Source organism: Paenibacillus zeirhizosphaerae (genome assembly GCF_030705605.1).
GTDB lineage: Bacteria > Bacillota > Bacilli > Paenibacillales > Paenibacillaceae > Paenibacillus > Paenibacillus zeirhizosphaerae.
Window position 1 is genome coordinate 19,108 of the sequence record NZ_JAPCKK010000017.1, and the last position, 19,058, is coordinate 38,165.

Annotated in this window: 17 protein-coding genes, 1 pseudogene and 1 riboswitch; of the genes and pseudogenes, 13 read left to right on the top strand and 5 right to left on the bottom strand. The window is 48.6% G+C overall.

Annotated features, from left to right (window positions below; translation table 11 throughout):
• Window positions 1-5: 5 nt before the first annotated feature.
• On the bottom strand, window positions 6-764 hold the full coding sequence (locus OIN60_RS14420) for an SDR family oxidoreductase (RefSeq protein WP_305755583.1): 759 nt from the start codon (window positions 762-764) through the stop codon (window positions 6-8).
• 251 nt (window positions 765-1,015) lie between these two features.
• On the opposite strand from OIN60_RS14420, the gene OIN60_RS14425 reads away from it, so the two are divergent.
• The 3 genes and pseudogenes from OIN60_RS14425 to OIN60_RS14435 all read left to right on the top strand — a co-directional run.
• Complete coding sequence (locus OIN60_RS14425) at window positions 1,016-1,597, top strand: TetR/AcrR family transcriptional regulator (protein WP_305755584.1); 582 nt, start codon at window positions 1,016-1,018, stop codon at window positions 1,595-1,597.
• Window positions 1,598-1,718: 121 nt separating this feature from the next.
• Window positions 1,719-1,940, top strand: coding sequence for a hypothetical protein (locus OIN60_RS14430; RefSeq protein WP_305755585.1), 222 nt, complete (start codon window positions 1,719-1,721; stop codon window positions 1,938-1,940).
• Between the two features lie 67 nt (window positions 1,941-2,007).
• Window positions 2,008-2,097, top strand: a pseudogene (locus OIN60_RS14435) (LysR family transcriptional regulator); the annotation flags it as partial.
• A 44-nt stretch (window positions 2,098-2,141) separates the two neighbouring features.
• Here OIN60_RS14435 and OIN60_RS14440 read toward each other — a convergent pair.
• Entirely contained in the window at window positions 2,142-4,445 is a 2,304-nt protein-coding gene (locus tag OIN60_RS14440; RefSeq protein WP_305755586.1) for a glycosyl hydrolase, read from the bottom strand.
• Window positions 4,446-4,683: 238 nt separating this feature from the next.
• On the bottom strand, window positions 4,684-5,724 hold the full coding sequence (locus OIN60_RS14445; protein WP_305755587.1) for an NAD(P)-dependent alcohol dehydrogenase: 1,041 nt from the start codon (window positions 5,722-5,724) through the stop codon (window positions 4,684-4,686).
• 138 nt (window positions 5,725-5,862) lie between these two features.
• On the opposite strand from OIN60_RS14445, the gene OIN60_RS14450 reads away from it, so the two are divergent.
• Window positions 5,863-6,279, top strand: coding sequence for a MerR family transcriptional regulator (locus tag OIN60_RS14450; RefSeq protein ID WP_305755717.1), 417 nt, complete (start codon window positions 5,863-5,865; stop codon window positions 6,277-6,279).
• Between the two features lie 80 nt (window positions 6,280-6,359).
• On the opposite strand, the gene OIN60_RS14455 is transcribed toward OIN60_RS14450, so the two are convergent.
• Entirely contained in the window at window positions 6,360-6,545 is a 186-nt protein-coding gene (locus OIN60_RS14455; RefSeq protein WP_305755588.1) for a hypothetical protein, read from the bottom strand.
• 120 nt (window positions 6,546-6,665) lie between these two features.
• Here OIN60_RS14455 and OIN60_RS14460 point away from each other — a divergent pair, with 120 nt between their 5' ends.
• The 7 genes from OIN60_RS14460 (at window position 6,666) to OIN60_RS14490 (ending at window position 15,447) form a co-directional block, all read left to right on the top strand.
• A complete protein-coding gene (locus OIN60_RS14460) occupies window positions 6,666-8,504 on the top strand; it encodes an SgrR family transcriptional regulator (RefSeq protein WP_305755718.1) in 1,839 nt (612 codons plus the stop codon).
• A gap of 198 nt (window positions 8,505-8,702) precedes the next feature.
• Window positions 8,703-9,458 carry a GTP cyclohydrolase II gene (locus OIN60_RS14465; protein ID WP_370872501.1) on the top strand — a complete coding sequence of 252 codons (756 nt, stop codon included), beginning with the start codon at window positions 8,703-8,705 and terminating at the stop codon, window positions 9,456-9,458.
• 141 nt (window positions 9,459-9,599) lie between these two features.
• Window positions 9,600-10,046 carry an Rrf2 family transcriptional regulator gene (locus tag OIN60_RS14470; protein WP_305755590.1) on the top strand — a complete coding sequence of 149 codons (447 nt, stop codon included), beginning with the start codon at window positions 9,600-9,602 and terminating at the stop codon, window positions 10,044-10,046.
• A 269-nt stretch (window positions 10,047-10,315) separates the two neighbouring features.
• Window positions 10,316-10,975: a nitroreductase family protein gene (locus tag OIN60_RS14475; RefSeq protein ID WP_305755591.1), complete on the top strand. Its 660-nt coding sequence runs from the start codon at window positions 10,316-10,318 to the stop codon at window positions 10,973-10,975.
• A gap of 188 nt (window positions 10,976-11,163) precedes the next feature.
• Entirely contained in the window at window positions 11,164-13,401 is a 2,238-nt protein-coding gene (locus OIN60_RS14480; RefSeq protein WP_305755592.1) for a glycoside hydrolase family 95 protein, read from the top strand.
• A gap of 187 nt (window positions 13,402-13,588) precedes the next feature.
• Window positions 13,589-14,170, top strand: a complete 582-nt coding sequence (locus OIN60_RS14485; RefSeq protein WP_305755593.1) for a TetR/AcrR family transcriptional regulator — start codon at window positions 13,589-13,591, stop codon at window positions 14,168-14,170.
• Between the two features lie 74 nt (window positions 14,171-14,244).
• Window positions 14,245-15,447 (top strand): MFS transporter, encoded by a 1,203-nt coding sequence (locus OIN60_RS14490; protein ID WP_305755594.1) that lies wholly within the window; start codon window positions 14,245-14,247, stop codon window positions 15,445-15,447.
• Window positions 15,448-15,497: 50 nt separating this feature from the next.
• On the opposite strand, the gene OIN60_RS14495 is transcribed toward OIN60_RS14490, so the two are convergent.
• Window positions 15,498-15,710: a hypothetical protein gene (locus tag OIN60_RS14495; protein WP_305755595.1), complete on the bottom strand. Its 213-nt coding sequence runs from the start codon at window positions 15,708-15,710 to the stop codon at window positions 15,498-15,500.
• 301 nt (window positions 15,711-16,011) lie between these two features.
• A riboswitch (cyclic di-AMP (ydaO/yuaA leader) is annotated at window positions 16,012-16,147 on the top strand.
• 4 nt (window positions 16,148-16,151) lie between these two features.
• Here OIN60_RS14495 and OIN60_RS14500 point away from each other — a divergent pair.
• Window positions 16,152-16,625 carry a C40 family peptidase gene (locus OIN60_RS14500; RefSeq protein WP_305755596.1) on the top strand — a complete coding sequence of 158 codons (474 nt, stop codon included), beginning with the start codon at window positions 16,152-16,154 and terminating at the stop codon, window positions 16,623-16,625.
• 187 nt (window positions 16,626-16,812) lie between these two features.
• The gene (locus tag OIN60_RS14505) at window positions 16,813-19,029 is read left to right on the top strand and encodes a heavy metal translocating P-type ATPase (protein ID WP_305755597.1); all 2,217 of its coding nucleotides are present in this window, start codon (window positions 16,813-16,815) and stop codon (window positions 19,027-19,029) included.
• Window positions 19,030-19,058: the final 29 nt, after the last annotated feature.

The following is a 19,058-nucleotide window of genomic DNA, read 5'->3' on the forward strand; positions in this document are numbered from 1 at the left end:
CGAACTTAGATCTGAGAGCCGCCTCCGTCCAGGGGGAACTCAGCTCCGGTTGTGTATGTCGCGTCGAACGCAAGGAATGCAACTGCTTTGGCAACCTCGAGGGGGTCACCGAAACGCAGCATTGGGATCTGCTGTCTCAGCTGCTCCTTGGCCTGTTCTGCAGCTTCCTTCGGCATCGAATTGTCCATGATGCCGGTGTCGATGGGGCCGGGGCTGACCGCGTTGACGCGAATTTGCCGCGGCAACAGCTCGCGGGCCAGACTGCGGGTCATGGAGCGCAGTGCTGCTTTACTAGCCGCGTATGCACTGATCATCGGGATGCCCAATACGTTCGTGATAGAGGTGGTGAGCACCACGCCGCTTCCTGCGTTTAGCAACGGGGTCAGTTTCTGCACGGTGAAGTACGGACCTTTGGTGTTGATTGTAAGTAACTCGTCGTATACTTCCTCGGTCATCGACTCGAAGGGGACAAAGCGCGTGATGCCGGCGTTTACGAACAGTGCGTCGATCGTACCGAACTCGGCCTTTACCCGGTCGGCCAACTCGTCGATATCCGTTAACGACGCGGCGTCGCTCAGCACTGCAACCGCGTTGTTGCCAAGTTTTTCACGAGCCGAGTCGAGCTTAGCCTGGGTACGCCCGGTGATTAGAACGCGTGCTCCTTCATCAGCCAGCAGCTTCGCTGTCGCGAGCCCGAGCCCGCTGCTTCCTCCCGTGATCACTACTTTCTTGCCTGCGTATTTACTTCCTGGATTGTTTTCCATTTTCATCTTCCTCCCTTGGTTTATCCGGTATATGATCTCGCTAAACTAACGATCAATTTAGACCAATGATTGACCCGACAGTGTAGTATAATCTACACCGTCTGTGCTAATCTTATCTAAGCGGTTTGGGCTGTACAACCAGTAAACAACCGCATTCGTGGCTTATACAACACACGCACTTATTTGTTGTCTTTTAGCTTTCCTAAAATGAATGTTAACTAATATAAATTGAAAAGAGGAAGAAACATAACATGCATATGAATACAAACGATCCACGTGTGAAACGGACACGTCAACTGCTGATGCAAGCTTTTATGGAATTACTTGAGCAGAAGAAGAGTGTCTCTTCCATTACCATACAAGATATTACGGCCTACGCGACCGTAAACCGCTCCACGTTCTATGCGCATTTTGAAGATAAATTTGCATTTCTTGAGAGCTGGATGAGGGAGAAATTTCAAGAGAAGCTAAAGAATGAGCTGCCTAATGCTGCTTTATCCGATATTGGGAGTCTGCGAACGCTTATTTTAATCGTTTTCGATTTTCTTTTCTGTACTCGTCCGTATATGACTTTAGCTGATCGTCAGCATGAAACGCTGTTTGAGGCCGCAATGCAAAAGGAACTATATGACCTATTATTTACCTGGTTAAGCGAACAAGCGGAACCATTCGTTTCACGAGAGACGGTGGAGACTACCGCCTTGATAGCAAGCTGGGGCATATTTGGAGCGGCCGTCGAGTGGAGCAGACATCCGCAATATAGATCGGCGGAAGACATGGCGCGAGATGTTTTGGTGGTCGTTGCTGCTGGTTTGGCACCCGTATTAGGGTAATAGTTAGTTGCTTGGACCGAATTATCTGGGTTATACATTACATCAATCGCTAAACATCTCAATGAATGGTAAATAACGGATTGTTGATAATTTACATTATTTCACGAAGGGTGGTTATTTAATGAAAAGAGTAAGCCATCATGCCATTTTCTTTACCTTTAGAGGGAATATAGTGGGAGGAGAGATCAGTATCTCATTTCCAGAAGAAATTGAGGAAGTTACGTGGATAGAAGCTCGAAAAGCAGGAAAATATATACATATACCGGGTGAGTTAATGGGATTAATAACTGGTGAATCAACTGTACCATATATTCTTAGAGGAACTATTAACCATAATACTTAACAAAATAGGTGGAAGGCGATAACAAACTATATTTAGAACAAAAGGATAGCGAAATAGGTAAAGCTTTTTCGCTACACCAGACCATGCACTCGCCAAACGAACTGTACTGCAGATGGAAGATTTCCACGGAGAAGTGTTCCTGACGAATGAAAAGGGTTGGAGCAGGGGATAACCCTCGATCCAACCCTTTTTCTTATCTCCTTACGGCTCAATCCCCCATACAAGCTGATCGTTCATATACCCGGTAACCTGTTCATTGTTTACGTACTGACTGCTGGAAGACTTAAATGAGTAATCGTTAGCCTGGTTGTAATTGGACCAGTTGGTTTTGGAGAACCGTGCTTGAATTTCTGCGCTTTCGCCGGGATTAAGTGTTCCAGCCGAACTCGTAAAGCCCATTTCCAGAACATAATCGGCTCCGGCAACCGGAGTTGCCAGTTTAACGAATTTGCTGGTTACATTCGCACTCCCGATACTGGCCCAGTCGCACCAGAAGCTCTGTGCGTTTTCCCCATCAATCGTATAGTAATATCGGAGTTTTATGTCACTTAACTGAATCGCCGAATCGCCGGTGTTGATTACTTTAAATTTGGGTGAAATTCCGTTGGTGGAGGCACTTGTGTTGCCGTTAAAGGATTGGATCGTCAGGTCTCCCACAGGTAGATGAACACCGCCGTCTACTACATTTACTGTAAGAACAGCGTTTTTTCCTCCGCTAAAATGAAAGGTTAGCGCATTCTGGCCCAGCGGCAGTGTGGAAAGATAGGATTTGCTCAGAACGACAGCAGCGCCTGATTCCGTATAATCCTGGCCCGATGCAAGAGTATAGTTTCCATTCGTTATGCTTGCAAGCTGGTGTCCGTTTAAAGTAAGGGATACGGAAATATCCTGCCCCAGATTCTCCGCTTTATCATATGTCGCATTCACGGGCGTAATCGCAGCGCTTGGGGTAGGATTGTCTCCCTTTAAATCGGGCAGCTCATCCAACGTGATGACATAATTGCTTTGATAAAGCGTTTTCAGAGTGTCCGGATAATTAAAGGCAGAACTCATGAGATGCTCGCCATACCAGGGGCAGAAGTAGAGCCATCCTGCTTTTTCCTCTGTAAGATTCTGTACGCTTGGGACGGTGTCATTTTCCGTCATCGCCACCATTTTCTTGCCGTCAGTTAAATCTACCAGCTGATAGAAAATCGAGGTAATGGCATCCTCATTGGGTACACCGGACAAACCGTCATTACGGTTGTAGATCGTATTGTATTTATCATAGCCGACAATATCCACCTGATCATCGCCGGGATACCATGCGGGAGAAGTGTTATACACGTAGCTGTTGTAGGTCCAGATCAAGTTATGCAAGCCGTACGTCTCTGTAAGTTCGGTATAGAGTTGATCCCACAGCTGCTTGTACACCTCCGCGCCAGCCGAGGCCCACCAGAACCACGCGCCTTCTCCATTTAACCCGCCGTTGCCCTCTGCCTCATGATAGGGACGGAAGATGACCGGCACATTGTTATTTTGCAGAGTCTGCAGCTGTTCCGCCAAATCCTCAATGGTCATCATGACGTATTGATATTCTTTAGTACCGGGAACAACCGCATTGGCTGTATTAAAATTGGTTTCCGTCGGCTTGTAGGAGGCGTCCTTCCAATCCACAAACTCCCCGAGTTGATAGGAGGTAAAATCACGGGGCACATTGATATGCCAGGAAGCTGTCGCGATCCCGCCCCGGTTATTCACCCAATCGATCATTCGCTCGGTTGTGCCGTCCTCCCAACCGTAGAGCGGATTATAGTTCATTAAATCGAAGCCGCGAATGGCCGGATATTTTCCGGTTAAGTTGTAAATCCAATCAAACTCCAGCTCATAATCGCCGTTATTTCCGCCCCCGTAGATCTCCTGCTGGCCGGAGATTATATGGTTGCCGTAAACCTCTGTTAAATAATTCATCAAAGTCTGCGTTTCCGGTGTAGCCTCGGGATCGGTGAGAACAGGCTGCACATCCAGGGGATCAAGATCAGCATAATCCACAGTGAAGGTGTCAAAATAGGAGAATCCCCAGCCGGCCTTCAGTTGAATGGTGTTGCTTCCTTGTTTCAGCTTATGAAAGCCAAAATCGAAATTCGACCACTCGGTCGTGTAGGGCAGCATATACGAACCCTTGGTAACGCCATTCACTGATAAATATTGTAGCCTGCCGTCAGGACTGAGCTCTTGCATATAGCGGGTGGAGATCGCATACATGCCGGTTTCCGGGACGGTCACAGTAAAAGTGATTGTGCCGGAATTCTGCATCCAGACAAATCCGCTCCCGGAGAAGCCGGGCTTGGGTTGTCCGTAAATTTCAGTCACCACTTGAAGATCGGAGGAGAGCTGAGCGTTTTCGCTTTCAATCGTGAAAAGTGCGGTGTCTGCATGAACAGGCGCTGTCATCAATCCAAACAAACCAAACAGCAGAGTAAATATCAGCATCATTGCGCTTGCCTTTGTGAGCCCATTTTTCATTGCCATCTTTCCTTTCCATCTGAAATAGGATGAACAATAACATAATGTATCAACTCATGGTAGCGCTTACAAAATAAACATATCACATCCACCAATTTTTGTAAATATTTCGACGTTGAATTGAAAGATCATGGGCCGTCCTGCATATCGTAGGACGGCCCAATTTCTTTTCTGTTTGGTAAGCGGGGTTCGGAGATTTTGCTATTTACGTCTCTGTAGAATCTATCACTTACACAACTTACATTGTGCTAATGTCAATTACGAATCTATACTTCACATCGGAAGCCAATACTCGTTGGTAGGCATCGTCAATCTGGTCGGCCGATATCACTTCGATATTCGGAAGAATATTGTGTTTTGCACAGAAATCCAACATTTCCTGTGTCTCACGGATACCTCCGATCATGGAACCCGCAAAGGAACGGCGATGACCGATGAGGGACAAGACATTTAGGGACAACGGCTCCCCAGGGGCACCGACGTTCACTAAAGTTCCGTCAAGAGTGAGCAGTGAAAAATAAGCATCCATGCCGATACTTGCACTTACTGTGTTAATAATCAAATCAAAGTACCCGGCAAGTTTTTCGAATGTTTCAGGCTCGCTGGTGGCATAGTAATGATCTGCGCCAAATTGCAAGCCATCGTCCTTTTTATTCAAAGTTTGTGAGAGAACGGTCACCTCGGCACCCATAGCATGTGCGATCTTGACAGCCATATGACCAAGGCCACCCATGCCCACAATCGCTACTTTTTTACCCGGACCAGCCCCCCAGTGGTTTAACGGCGAATACGTCGTAATACCTGCGCAGAGCAGTGGAGCAGCCGCGTCAAGCTCAATGTTATCCGGAATTCGGACGACAAAGTTCTCAGTGACGACAATATGGGTAGAATATCCCCCTTGTGTAGGTTCGCCGTATTTGTCAACACCAGCGTAGGTAGGGATGTTGCCTGCGAGACAGTATTGCTCCTCTCCTTTGCGGCAGTTCTCACATTCGCCACAGGAATCAACCATACAGCCAACTCCTACCCGGTCACCAACTTTGTACTTTGTAACTTCGGCTCCCACCTCTGTGACAATGCCTGCGATCTCATGCCCTGGTACGAGCGGATAGTTGACTGGCCCCCATTCGCCGTGAGCTGTGTGGATATCTGAATGGCATATGCCAGCATATTTAATTTCAATCAGGACATCATGGGTATCCAGGTCCCGCCGTTTAATTTCCGCCGCTCGAAACAGTTTGTCCGGACCGTCGACAGCTCGTGCTTTAGCAGTTATCATAAAAAAACCTCCCAAAGTATATTTTCAAGGTAATACAGTTGCAATGGTACGAGTCCATGTTAATCCCTATAGTTAACTCTAAGTCAAGCGGTTAATTTCGTATTGTTTTTGAAACTCATTAAGAATGGGGGATATATGATGAAAACTTATTCGATCAGCGAAGTGGCAAAAGAATTGAATCTTACACCCTATGCCTTGCGTTACTACGATAGGGAGGGACTTATGCCTTTTGTGGAACGGACATCTAGCGGAATCCGATTGTTTAAAGAATCTGATATCGCCGCTTTAAAAGTAATTGAATGTCTAAAATCCACAGGAATGCCGATCAAGGAAATTAAAAATTTCATTGATTGGTGTTCTGAAGGAGACGCCACATTACAGCAAAGATATGACATGTTTATGGAACGAAAAGCTATTGTAGAGGCACAGATGGAGGAACTGAAAAAGACAATGGAGGTCATCGAACATAAATGCTTTTATTACAAAACTGCAGTGGAAGCCGGAACAGAAGATATTCATAAAAACAATAAAATAGGGAGTGCCTTTATTAATTAACAGAAAAACACCTGTGATTCATAAACTTTCATATGAATTACAGGTGGGGTTGCTTGCTGGGGAATTTTCAAAGCAGGCGCTTACGCATTCTTTCGCAAGCCGGCCAATGCCAATACCGATAAAACCCATGAAGTTCGTTTCGCGGGGAAAAGCTGATGAGGCGCGGCTTCGCTCAGTGCCGGCTCCCCGGTTAAGCCGTATTCCCGTGTCCGCCGGGCTTGGCGGTATTGCAGCAACTTTTCGTTTATATAATCTTGTTCCAGCATGCTGGTCCTCCTCGAACGTTAGTTCTCGTAATGTTTTTTTCTGTCTAATCACATTATGTGCTATTCAAAAGGGGATAAAAAGCGTATACTTGCCCCAACGGATTTCCTCTTTTATTGAAAATGCGGTCTTTCTTCTGTGAAAATACATCGATAGACGTTTTTATATGTAAGCGAAAGGGGGGAGCCACGCTGCTGGATGAGAGATATCTGCTGCTGTTCGAACGTTTCGGAAAAGATACGGAACTGGGAGATCCTGTAGAAGTGAAGCTGGAGCAGTTGTCCGAGGTGCTTTATTGCACCCCGCGGAATGCCAAGCTTATTCTTAAGAAGCTGCAAAGTGAGCAGCTAATCGATTGGTCCCCTGGTCTGGGAAGGGGAAATCAGTCCAAGATTGCTTTTAAGGTGGACAAAGAGGCCTATTTAATCGAGTTTTCGCAAAGCCTGGCTGAACAAGGGAATTATAAGCGGGCATTTGATCTGATCGGGGTACATGCTACCGGAACATTTGCGAAGTCCAAGTTTCTGGAGTGGCTGGATAAGCAATTCGGTTATAAAAAAGAGGAAGCGGGAGAAGGGCAGCATCCTCAGGATACACTCATGTTTCCGGTATCCAAACCGCCGCTGACGCTTGATCCCGCCGAGCTGCTGGTGTCGTTTGATTCGCACTTGATCCGCCAAATTTTTGACCGGTTACTCCGATTTGATGTGCAGCAGGGCTCGATTATGCCCATGCTGGCCCATGCTTGGAGCTCCAATGACAGTGCAACGGAATGGACGTTTCACCTGCGCAAAGGGGTGCGTTTCCATAATGGCCAGGAGCTTACTTCCCGGGACGTGCAATTTACACTCGAACGGCTTCAGAACGGAACGGCCAATAGCTGGCTGATGCGGGGAGTTGCAAGTATTGAGACGATGGGCCCCCGAGCGATCCGCGTGAAGCTTAGTCGGCCTAACCGGTTCTTTGACCGTTTCATGTGTTCGGCGGCAGCTTCCATTCTTCCCCACGGATTTACCGGCATGGAGGAAGCGGATTATTGGGAGCTCCCGCTGGGAACGGGTGCCTTCAGGCTGATCTCCTGGACAACAGGACGAATGGAGCTCGCCGCTTTTGATGCTTATTTCCAGGGGCGGCCTTATTTGGATCGTGTGGATATCGTGATTTTACCGGGCGATTGCGCTCTGGACATAGATGAAAATGCAAAGGTTCATCACAGCCTGGATACGATGCGGCTGTATCCCCATTCTCAGGAGGAGGCCTGGCAGGAAATCGAAAAGTTATGTCAGGGCTGTGCCTTGTTGACCTGGAATGTTTCACGCGAGGGTCCCCAGCAGTCCGAGGCCTTGCGGAGGGCGGTGAAGATGATGCTTCATCCCGGAGAAATGGTTGAGGAGCTTGGCGGTGAACGGGTGCTGCCCGCTTTCGGGTTTCGTCCCGAAACGAGCCGTTCACATACGGTTGAACCGATCAGGCCTGAACGCATTCGCAGGGCATTGGAAGAGTCGGGTTACGCCGGGGAGATTCTTCGTATTGCTTGCCATCCCAAATATAATGAGGACGGCTTATGGATCATGAACCGGCTTACCGAATGGGGAATCTCCACTGAAGCGGTAGATTATGAGTTTTGGTCCGATGCCGACTTTTGTATTTCGGGGCTCGTCTTCCCGGAAGACGAGGTATGCGAAATCGAGGCTTATCAGCACCGGGATTGTATTATGCATTCTTATTTCGACGAAGAGCGCAAGCAATGGATCACTGGCCGAATTGATGAGGCGGTTGCGGCTGAATCTGCGGATCGAAGACGCAAGTATTTAAAGGAAATTGAAGACCACGTTCGGGATGAGGCAACAGTGATTTTCCTGCACCACCGCCGGGTAAGCACCTTAATGCATCCTTCCGTGCGCGGCGTAAGCCTGAACTCGCTCGGTTGGATCGACTTCCAGAACGTTTGGCTGGAGTAGTATGTTTTTTTGCTGCTTCAGGAGTTATGGACTTTGCTCAAGCGTAGTAGATTGTCAAATCAAGAGTTCAGCAATCGAACTGCGATGCTGCTGATCTTTTATGTAATGGTTGTGATGCGGTAATAGCCGCGCATGTTTGGAGCAAGATAGGACATGATATATTGAAAAACTTCAATAAAAGGAGTCCTTTCGATGCCCATGAATCAAAATCCGGATCCTCAAGTGCTCTCGCATGTACAGGAGAAAATAAAACTAATCACGACCGACGAGGGAGCTATATATCTTGTCGGCCCCATTAAACTGCCTGTTAACTTACTAGGGGAAACTGTTGAATTCAAGTGGTACTGCTGGCTTAATTGCGACGAGGTGACAGCAGATTTTGAGCGTATTATCGCTAAATTATCATCTGCTAATTTAGCTGAGCTTCAACAATCGAGTGTACTTGTTCATGGTGATTTTCATGATGCCGATCATGCCCTGATCCGGTTTCATTCTATTTGTCATACCGGCGATATTTTCGGCAGCAGGCGATGTGACTGCGGATATCAGCTTAAACAATCCATGAAACATATTGCAGAACATGGAAACGGGGCGGTATTTTATTTGGCTAACCATGAAGGAAGAGGTATTGGTCTTTTCAGCAAAGCGCTTGCCTATATTTTGCAGGAAAACGGATACGATACGGTGGATGCCAATCTCAGACTTGGATTTGTTGATGATTCACGTGATTATGGCGATGCGATAAAGGTTTTAAAAGCCCTTCGGACAAAACCCGTTACATTGATCACAAATAATCCAAGAAAATTAGATGCATTGCGTAAGGCAGGTCTGGACGTAGAGGATCGGGTGCAGTTATGGGGCGATGTCTCCGAATATAACGAGAAATATCTAAAAACGAAAATCGAGCGATCTGGACACTTAAATGAAGGCGAAGGCTTTTGCAACAATGACTAACCATAATTTTTAAAAAAACACGTTAAGTGACAGATATGAACGTTAACGTTGTTGTAAATGATCGACTATTGCAGCATACCTGAGAATTCGGTACAATTTACTCATATTAACTAAGAGTAAGCGAATGGGAGGGACTAAAGATTGAAGCAGGAATATTGTACATCGACTCAGCACCCAAAATGGTTCGGTCTGGCTGTTCAATCGCTTATTATATTATCCCAGGGGGACGTCAAAACTTGCCCGAGCATGGAACTCGCCAAATCTCTGCAGTCGGAGCCTTCTCTGCTGCGCCGTATACTTTCCGTTCTCGCCAAGAAAGGACTTATTGGAACCCGTGAAGGTCGTGACGGCGGGTACCACCTTATGAAACCGGCGGAGTCCATTCGTCTAGTTGATGTGTACGATGCATTTCGGGCAGACAGCAGACTTTCCTGTGGTATTATCGAGACAGCAGGCACACATCCGCTCGGTAAAAGCATGAAATCCGCGCTTGAGGATATTACTCAGGAAATGGATAACAGCATGCGCGACGTATTAAGCAAATATACGATTGCTGATATCGTCAAACAACTGGAAGCGCAGCTTTAGATGAACCTGAACAAAAGACAGTTGACAACGGCTTGCTGGGGTTTTATACTGTGCAATATAAACAACAGTTTGGCGCAAGCCGCAAACGTCATTATTTTTTTGGGTTATACTGTGTTATATATAGCGCAGTTATATCTAAGTTCAGGGAGCAGAAGCATTTTTGTGTTTATAAACTCCTGCTCCGTATCGGACGTGAGCTTAACTGATCGTTTATTTTGATTTTAACTGTGCATATTAATTAACAGTATTTGTCCAAGGGAGGATTTACAATGTCAACTTCAACTCATACGAGTCAAAGCTCCGCCTTATTCGCTGATGTCATCCGCGAGCGCCGTTCGGTGCGTGTGTATGACAAATCGGTTCGTTTGTCCCACGAGGAAATTAAGGAGCTGCTGAAGGAAGCGACACTTGCTCCTTCTTCCAGTAACGCTCAGCCATGGCGTTTCCTGGTGATCGAGACGGAGGAATTGAAAGCGAAGCTGCAGCCGATCGCTTACAATCAATCTCAGGTTACTGAGGCAGCAGCCGTGATCGCTGTATTGGGCGATACGGAAGGTTATAAGAAACTCGATGAAATTTTCGATGAATCCGTCAAACGTGGTTATATGGCGGAAGATACGGCTAAAGCGCTTGTGGAAAGATCAATTCAGGCGTATGGTTCGATGCCAGCGGAAAGATTGCGTAAAGTCCTCTATATTGACGGTGGTATTGTTTCCCACCAACTTATGCTAGTTGCGCGTGCTCATGGTTACGATACCGTGCCGATGGGGGGCTATGATGAAGCTCAGTTGAAAGAAGCATTCAGCATCAGCGACCGGTACGTTCCGGTCATGCTGATTGCCCTCGGCAAAGCGGCCAAACCAGGCCATCCAACGACCCGGTTGCCGATAGAAGACATCACTTTCTTCAACGAAATGCCCTCTAACTAACCCATTAAAACTCAGCTCCTTGGAGCTGAGTTTTTGTACGTGCGGTAGGATTTTGCGATTTCATACATATATTTACTTCAAGGGACATGCATTCTAATATAAAGAGGTATACATTTGAAAGCGCTACCGGATTTGTGGGGCGAATGGGTAAGAAGAATCTTATACCAGAGAGGAGAAGCGTGAAGGATATGGAACAGACGCATAGATTATGGTACAGCCAGCCTGCGGTGGAATGGAACGAGGCGTTGCCTGTAGGAAACGGACGACTGGGAGCGATGATTTTCGGCGGTACAGGTTCTGAAAGGCTTCAGCTCAACGAGGATTCTGTATGGTACGGGGGGCCGCGTGATCGCAACAACCGGGATGCCCTCCCTCATTTGCCACAGCTTCGTGAAATGATCATGCAAGGGCGGCTGCGAGAGGCGGAGGAGCTGGCTTCTCTGGCGCTTCCGGGGTTGCCCGAGTCTCAGCGTCATTATTTGCCGTTGGGTGATCTGCTGCTAACCTTCAACGGTCATGACCAGCACTGCAGCGATTACGTCCGTGAGTTGGATCTGCAGCAGGGCCTATGCAGAATTCGTTACCGCATAGGGGAAGTGTCCTACACGAGAGAAATCTTCTCCAGCTACCCTGATCAGGCTGTTGTCATTCGGCTTACGGCGGACAAGAAACAGGCGATCTCACTGAAAGCCCGCTTCGACAGGGAGAGTTGGAGATATTTAGAGAAGACGGAGAAATGGGAGCAGAACGGTCTTGTGATGACAGGAGAGTGCGGCGGGAAAGACGGGAGCACATTTTTCGCCGCTCTGAAGGCGAGCAGCGAAGGCGGAAGCTGTCGGACTGTCGGGGAGCATTTGCTGGTGGAGGGAGCGGACTCGCTTACCCTGTTGCTTGCGGCTGGAACCACCTTCCGTTATAAGGACCCTGAGCAGTACTGCAAGCAGCATCTGAACGGCTTGATCGGGATTTCATACGCCGAGCTGCTGGAACGGCACGTCTCCGATTACGGGAGGCTGTACGGGAGGGTCAGTCTGGCGCTTCCCGCAGAGCCGGATAAAAGCCAGCTTCCTACAGATGCACGGCTGGAGCTTGTCCGTCAAGGGGAAGAGGACCACGGGCTGGTGGCTCTCTATTTTCATTACGGCAGGTATTTGCTGCTTTCGTGCAGCCGTCCGGGGTCACTGCCAGCTAATCTGCAGGGAATATGGAATGACAGCTTCCTGCCCCCATGGGGCAGCAAGTACACGATCAATATCAACATCCAGATGAACTATTGGCCGGCCGAGCTCTGCAATCTGGGTGAATGTCATGAGCCGTTGTTTGAGTTGATTGAGCGCATGAGAGAGCCGGGCAGGGTGACGGCAAAGGTCATGTACGATTGCCGTGGGTTTACGGCGCATCATAACACGGATATATGGGCCGATACGGCACCGCAGGATACGTATCTTCCGGCATCCTTCTGGCCCATGGGAGCCGCCTGGCTGTGCCTGCATTTATGGGAGCACTACCGGTACGGTCAGGACCGGGCATTTCTGGCGCAGGCTTATGGAACAATGAAGGAGGCGGCGGAATTCCTGCTGGATTACTTGATCGAGGATCAGGAGGGCCGGCTGTTGACCTGCCCGTCCGTTTCTCCCGAGAACCGGTACATACTGCCAAATGGTGAAACGGGTGTGCTGTGCGCTGGCGCTACCATGGATTTTCAAATCATCGAGGAGTTGTTCGCCGCCTGCATTCAAAGCGCGGACATTCTTGGCAGGGATCAGGAGTTCGGCGCGGAGCTGTCCGCAGCCCTGCAGCGTCTGCCCAAGCCGAAAATCGGCAAGCACGGTCAGATTCAGGAATGGATGGAGGACTATGAGGAGGCCGAGCCGGGGCATCGCCATATATCGCATTTATTCGCTCTTTATCCTGGCGATGCCTTTACCACCAAGCCTTCTCCAGAGCTTGCGGCCGCTTCACGGGTTACGCTGGAACGGAGATTGTCCAGCGGTGGCGGGCATACCGGCTGGAGCCGGGCCTGGATCATTAATTTTTGGGCCAGGCTGCAGGATGGAGACAAGGCCTATGAAAATGTGATGGCGCTACTCGATCACTCTACCCTGCCGAATCTGTTCGATAATCATCCGCCTTTCCAGATTGATGGCAATTTTGGCGGTACCGCAGGCATTGCCGAGATGCTGCTGCAAAGCCACACCGGTGTGATCCGCTTGCTTCCTGCCTTGCCCCAAAAGTGGGGCGTGGGAGAAGTCAGAGGGCTGCGCGCGCGTGGGGGGTTCACGGTCAGCTTCAAATGGTCCGAGGCCAAGGTTACGGAGGCAGTCGTTGAATGTACGGCTGCAGGACCTTGCCGGATAGAGGCTCCGGGTCTTGCACCGATAGCATTTATGGCTGAAGAGGGCAAGCGATATATATTTTCGAGATAGATCAAGGTGATGAAATGGAGAATTGGGCTATTGAGGTAGACGTAACGGATTCTGTGTATCTATTTGATGTAACCCCATGACCCAAAGGAGGCCAAAGATCAATTGATCATTGGTCTCCGCCCCTTTCCGAAAAAAATACTGGACTGATCATTTCGGAAAATGTATACTGTTCATAGCGAAGGAGGGGATGATCATCGGACGCACAAAAGAATTTGACTATGAGCAGGTGCTGCATAAAGCGATGCTCGTTTTCTGGGAAAAAGGCTATGAAGCAACCAGCATACCCGATTTGGTAAAAGCTATGGGCATCAGCAGATCGAGCATGTATGAAACGTTTGTGGACAAAGAAACGCTTTATGTGGAGGCCTTCAAGCACTATAAGAAAGTCTGGGAGAAAAAACGCACCCTTCTGAGGCAAGCAACATCTGTCAAAGAAGGAGTTCGCCAGTATTTTGACCTGCATATTGCAGGCGCCTATGATGAAGCTTATCCTAAGGGCTGTCTTGTGACGAACACGATCGTCTCTGCGGATTCTCCCCACGCAGAGTTTCACCAATTAACCCGGGAAAGTCTGAATGAACTCGAGCGGTTGTTTTATGAGCTTCTACAAAAGGGCCAGCAGAGTGGTGAAATCAGCCCTGATAAGAATATCAAAACACTTGCTTCCCTGCTGCTTCACTTGAATCATGGCATAAACGTTGTGGCCAGATCCCAAAGTGACAGGAAAGCGGCTGAAGATATGGTAGCTGCGGTAATTGAAATGCTGTAGCTAAATTTTTTTCGGTTTTTCGGAACGTTCATTCCTTTAAAATGAAACCCAACAAAATGTAAGGGAGCCTTATTATGAGTTCAATAGGAAATCAATCGGTTGTAAAATCTGTTCCGGCGTGGCTCACGCTCTTTCTGGCCATTTCCTGCGGTATCATTGTGGCTAATCTGTATTATGCCCAGCCCTTGGTAGGGGATATCAGTTCAGCCATCGGACTATCTCAGGGAGCAGCGGGCCTCATCGTTACCCTGACGCAGATTGGCTATGGGATTGGTCTGCTGTTTATCGTACCTCTTGGGGATGTTCTTGAAAACAGGAGACTGGTCGTAGGGGCTCTGCTCCTCACTACATTAGCTTTGATCGCTGCGGCAGTGGTCCAAAGCGCTTCGCTATTTCTCCTGACGGCCATGATGATCGGGATTGGATCGGTCGCGGCTCAGATTCTGGTACCCTATGCGGCGCAGCTTGCGCCGGATGAATCCCGTGGCCGGGTCGTAGGGAACGTCATGAGCGGCTTGCTGCTGGGCATTATGCTCGCTCGCCCGATATCCAGTATGGTGGCAGATCTCATGGGCTGGCGTGCTATTTTCGTTTTGTCCTCTGCATTGATCCTGATATTGGCTCTCGTTCTGGCCAAGGCGCTTCCAGCCAGACAGCCGGTGACGAATGAATCCTATCTCAGACTTATCGGATCTATGTGGCGTATGCTTGAGACAACTCCCATCTTGCAGCGCCGTGCGATTAATCATGCTTTTGTGTTCGGAACCTTTAGCTTGTTCTGGACGACAGTGCCGCTGTTATTAACGAGTCCTGAATTTCATTTTTCTCAAATGGAGGTGGCGTTGTTTGCCCTTGCTGGAGTATCCGGGGCGATTGCTGCGCCTATTGCAGGCCGTCTTGCGGATCGAGGCTGGATTCGTCCGGCCACAGGGCTGGCATTGGCGGCTGTTATTATTTCGGTAGTGCTGCCTTTCATGGTTCATACCCGCTCAATCACTACCGTATCCATCCTGGTCATTTCAGCCATTCTTTTGGATATGGGCGTGTCGGCTAACCTGGTTCTTAGCCAGCGCGTCATTTTCGCCCTGGGAGCTGAATTTCGCAGCCGGTTGAACGGCTTGTTCATGGCGATATTTTTTGCTGGCGGAGCTTTGGGATCTGCGGCAGGCGGATGGGCATACAATCTTGGAGGATGGAAAGCAGCGCTAGTCATAGGGATTGCTTTGCCTTCTGTTGCAATGATCTACTATTTAACGCGATCGTCGCCGGAAAGCTAAGCACCTGCAGGAGGGCCTAGCTTTCTTTTTTTGCTGATGTAGTCCAGAGACTATAGCATCAAAATGACGTATATAGCGGCTATGATGATATAAAATATAGAATAGCGGCGGTCGGTCTTCCAGTCCCGGATGGCCATGGCTATAAACAGGACGAACAAGGCATAAGGCGTAATGTTATATTCCTTGAAGAAAAATAGTTTGCAGATCAGGGCAATCAGCACAGCCACTATAATAACGTTATACCAAAGAGGGTATTTTTTCATAGAATCGACTCCTTTCAGCAAAATAAAAGTTTAGAATCATGATATGAGTATAGCAATCTTTTCCGGCAATGCCCACAGCCTGCCTGCTGGGCTGATGCTAAGACGGCGCCCAAGGGGTGCCGTTATTTTTTTAACTGCGCTCTGATCTATGCATTGGATGTTTACATTTTTGTTTCTTTTATGTTACTTGTATGATTTGTGATTTTTATTGATATATAGCCGTTATATCCGTTATCGATAAGGGTTTTTCTTCCATTGACAAAGCATGTTCAGGTATATTACTCTGTTTAAGGTTACAAAATTTTAATAACTGCCGAATTTCAATGATTTTGAAAACGGGGGAACCAATCCGGGTGAATTATTCTTGTACATCAGAGAGTAAAGGGAACCTTCTACCTAACCCTCAGCTAACTCCGTAGGCTTCGAAGGGAGAACATATTTTTGAAAAAGGTCATTTTATCGTTATTTGGAGCCGCCGTGTTGTTTACTTCCGGGGCCGCCACTACATATGCCAGCGAAGCTACAATTGACAGCTATGTTTCTGAGGTTACAGGCACTCCTTACCAATACGGTGGCACGACCACTGCAGGTTTCGATTGCTCCGGATTTATATTGTACATATTCAATAAGTTTGATTTGGACCTTCCGCGTACTTCTCAGCAGCAAGCCCAGACTGGAGAGGCGATTGCCAAGGAAGATCTGCGTGAAGGGGACCTGGTATTCTTCAACACAACCGGACGCGGCATTTCTCATGCCGGCATCTATGTGGGGAATAATAAATTTGCTCATTCCTCCAGCAGCAAAGGTGTAACCGTCAGCAGTCTCTCTGAGTCTTATTATGCAAACAGATACGTTACAGCCCGACGCGTCGTCAGCCAGTCCAGCTATGCCAAAATGGTGGGCGAGGCTCGTTAATGGAAAATGATTAGAAAGGACAAGTCTGCACGATTTCAGACTTGTCCTTTTTGCTGTCCGGTAAAAGCTTTGTACAGAATGGGTATACTGCATTGACAATCTTCTTCTTCACTACATATAATGGTTTCATAACACATGAACAATTATTCATATATAGGTTTTAGCTGTCTGGAAGGGGAGAAGCCTCATGGGTACAGCGGTGGAAAAGGTGAAACGAGAGCTCATACTGGAGGGCTTGGATTGCGCGAATTGCGCCATGAAGATAGAGAACGGTGTTAAGAAAATTGATGGGGTAATGGATTGTTCTGTTAACTTCGTGAATAAGACACTGACGATGGAAGTGGATAAAGGGCAGGATCATAATGTGGTGACAGCGGCTAAGAAAAAGGTAAATCAGCTAGAACCCCATATTCATATCGTGGAAAAGGGGAGCGGAGCTGCCGCTAGAGCGGCCAGTCCCTCGGCTGCGCAGCAGGGACATAACCATGCCCACGCTCATGAGCATGCTCACGACCATGATCACAGTCACGGACACAGCCATGATCATGGAGCGGAAAATACGAAACGTCTGATCATTCGCTTGATTGTGGGCGCGGTCTTGACAGGAGCCGGGTTATTGGCACCGGTTACTGGAATCGCGGAATTTGCCTTGTTCGCCGTCGCCTACCTTATTGTTGGCGGTGACATCGTGCTTAGAGCGGTTAAGAATATCGTCAGGGGCCAGGTGTTCGACGAGCATTTTCTAATGTCTGTTGCCACCATTGGGGCTTTTATCATCCAACAATATCCCGAAGGTGTGGCCGTCATGCTGTTCTATCAGGTAGGCGAGCTGTTTCAGAGCATAGCCGTTAACCGGTCACGTAAATCCATCAGCAGTCTGATGGATATCCGTCCTGATTATGCCAACCTGCAGATTGGGAATGAGACACAGCGGGTGACTCCGGAAGAGGTTCGTGTCGGGGATATTATCGTGGTGAAGCCCGGTGAGCGGGTTCCGCTTGATGGCAAGGTGCTTGGGGGCCGTACCGCCATGGACACTTCGGCTTTAACTGGCGAGTCCGTGCCGCGTGAGGTCGAGCCGGGCGATGAGGTATTAAGCGGCTTTATTAACAAAAATGGGCTATTGACCGTTGAAGTTACTAAAAGCTATGGAGAATCCACCGTTTCCAAAATTTTGGAGCTGGTGCAAAACGCAAGCAGCAAGAAGGCACCGACCGAGCAATTTATTACGAAGTTTGCACGCTACTATACGCCGGTCGTCGTCATGGTCGCCGCATTGCTGGCGATCGTACCACCCTTGCTGATCAGCGGCGCCACATTTTCTGAATGGGTCTACCGTGCTCTGGTGTTCCTGGTCATTTCCTGTCCTTGCGCTTTGGTGGTCTCCATTCCGCTCGGATTCTTCGGCGGGATTGGCGCGGCCTCCAAGCAGGGTATTCTTGTGAAAGGCAGCAATTACCTTGAGGCCCTGAATGATGTGAAATATGTCGTATTTGATAAAACAGGCACCCTTACGAAAGGGGCATTCACTGTAACCGGAATTTATCCGGCCGATCGGGTAACCCGAGAGGAGCTACTTCGTTATGCGGCTTATGCCGAGATTCATTCCATTCACCCGATTGCGGAGTCTATTCGCGCAGCCTACGGACAGGAGCTTCAGGCGGCGGATGTTCAGGAATATAACGAAATTGCCGGTCATGGCATTCAGGTACAGTTTGAGGGAAAACAGATCCTGGCTGGCAATGCAAAGCTGATGAGCCGGGAGCAGATTCCTTTCGCGATACCTGAAGACCCGGGAACGGTCGTGCACATAGCTATCGACGGAAGCTACGCGGGTTATATTGTCATTGCGGATGAGATTAAAGAAGATTCGGCACAGGCGATCCGTGCCTTGAAGGAGCTTGGCATTAAGAAGACGGTCATGCTCACCGGGGATGCGAAATCCGTTGGGGAGGCAGTGGGTCGGAGGCTTGGGCTGGACGAAGTCCACGCCGAGCTCCTGCCGCAGCATAAAGTAGAAGAGATAGAGAAGCTCGACCGGCAAAAAGCACGGAAGGACAAAATTGCCTTCATCGGTGACGGCATGAATGATACTCCCGTACTGGCAAGGGCCGATGTCGGGATTGCTATGGGCGGTTTGGGCTCGGATGCGGCGATCGAGGCTGCGGATATCGTCATTATGACCGATGAGCCATCCAAATTGTCCTCTGCGATCTACATCGCGAGACGCACACGCCGTATCGTATGGCAGAACATTTTGTTTGCTTTGGGAATCAAAGCGGTATTCCTGCTGCTGGGAGCCTTCGGCATTGTCTTCATGTGGGAGGCCGTATTCGCCGATGTGGGAGTAACCTTGCTGGCGGTTCTGAATGCGATGAGGGTCCTGCGTGCGAAGCCTGTTTAGCATAAATATTTCCTAAAAAAAATAAACAC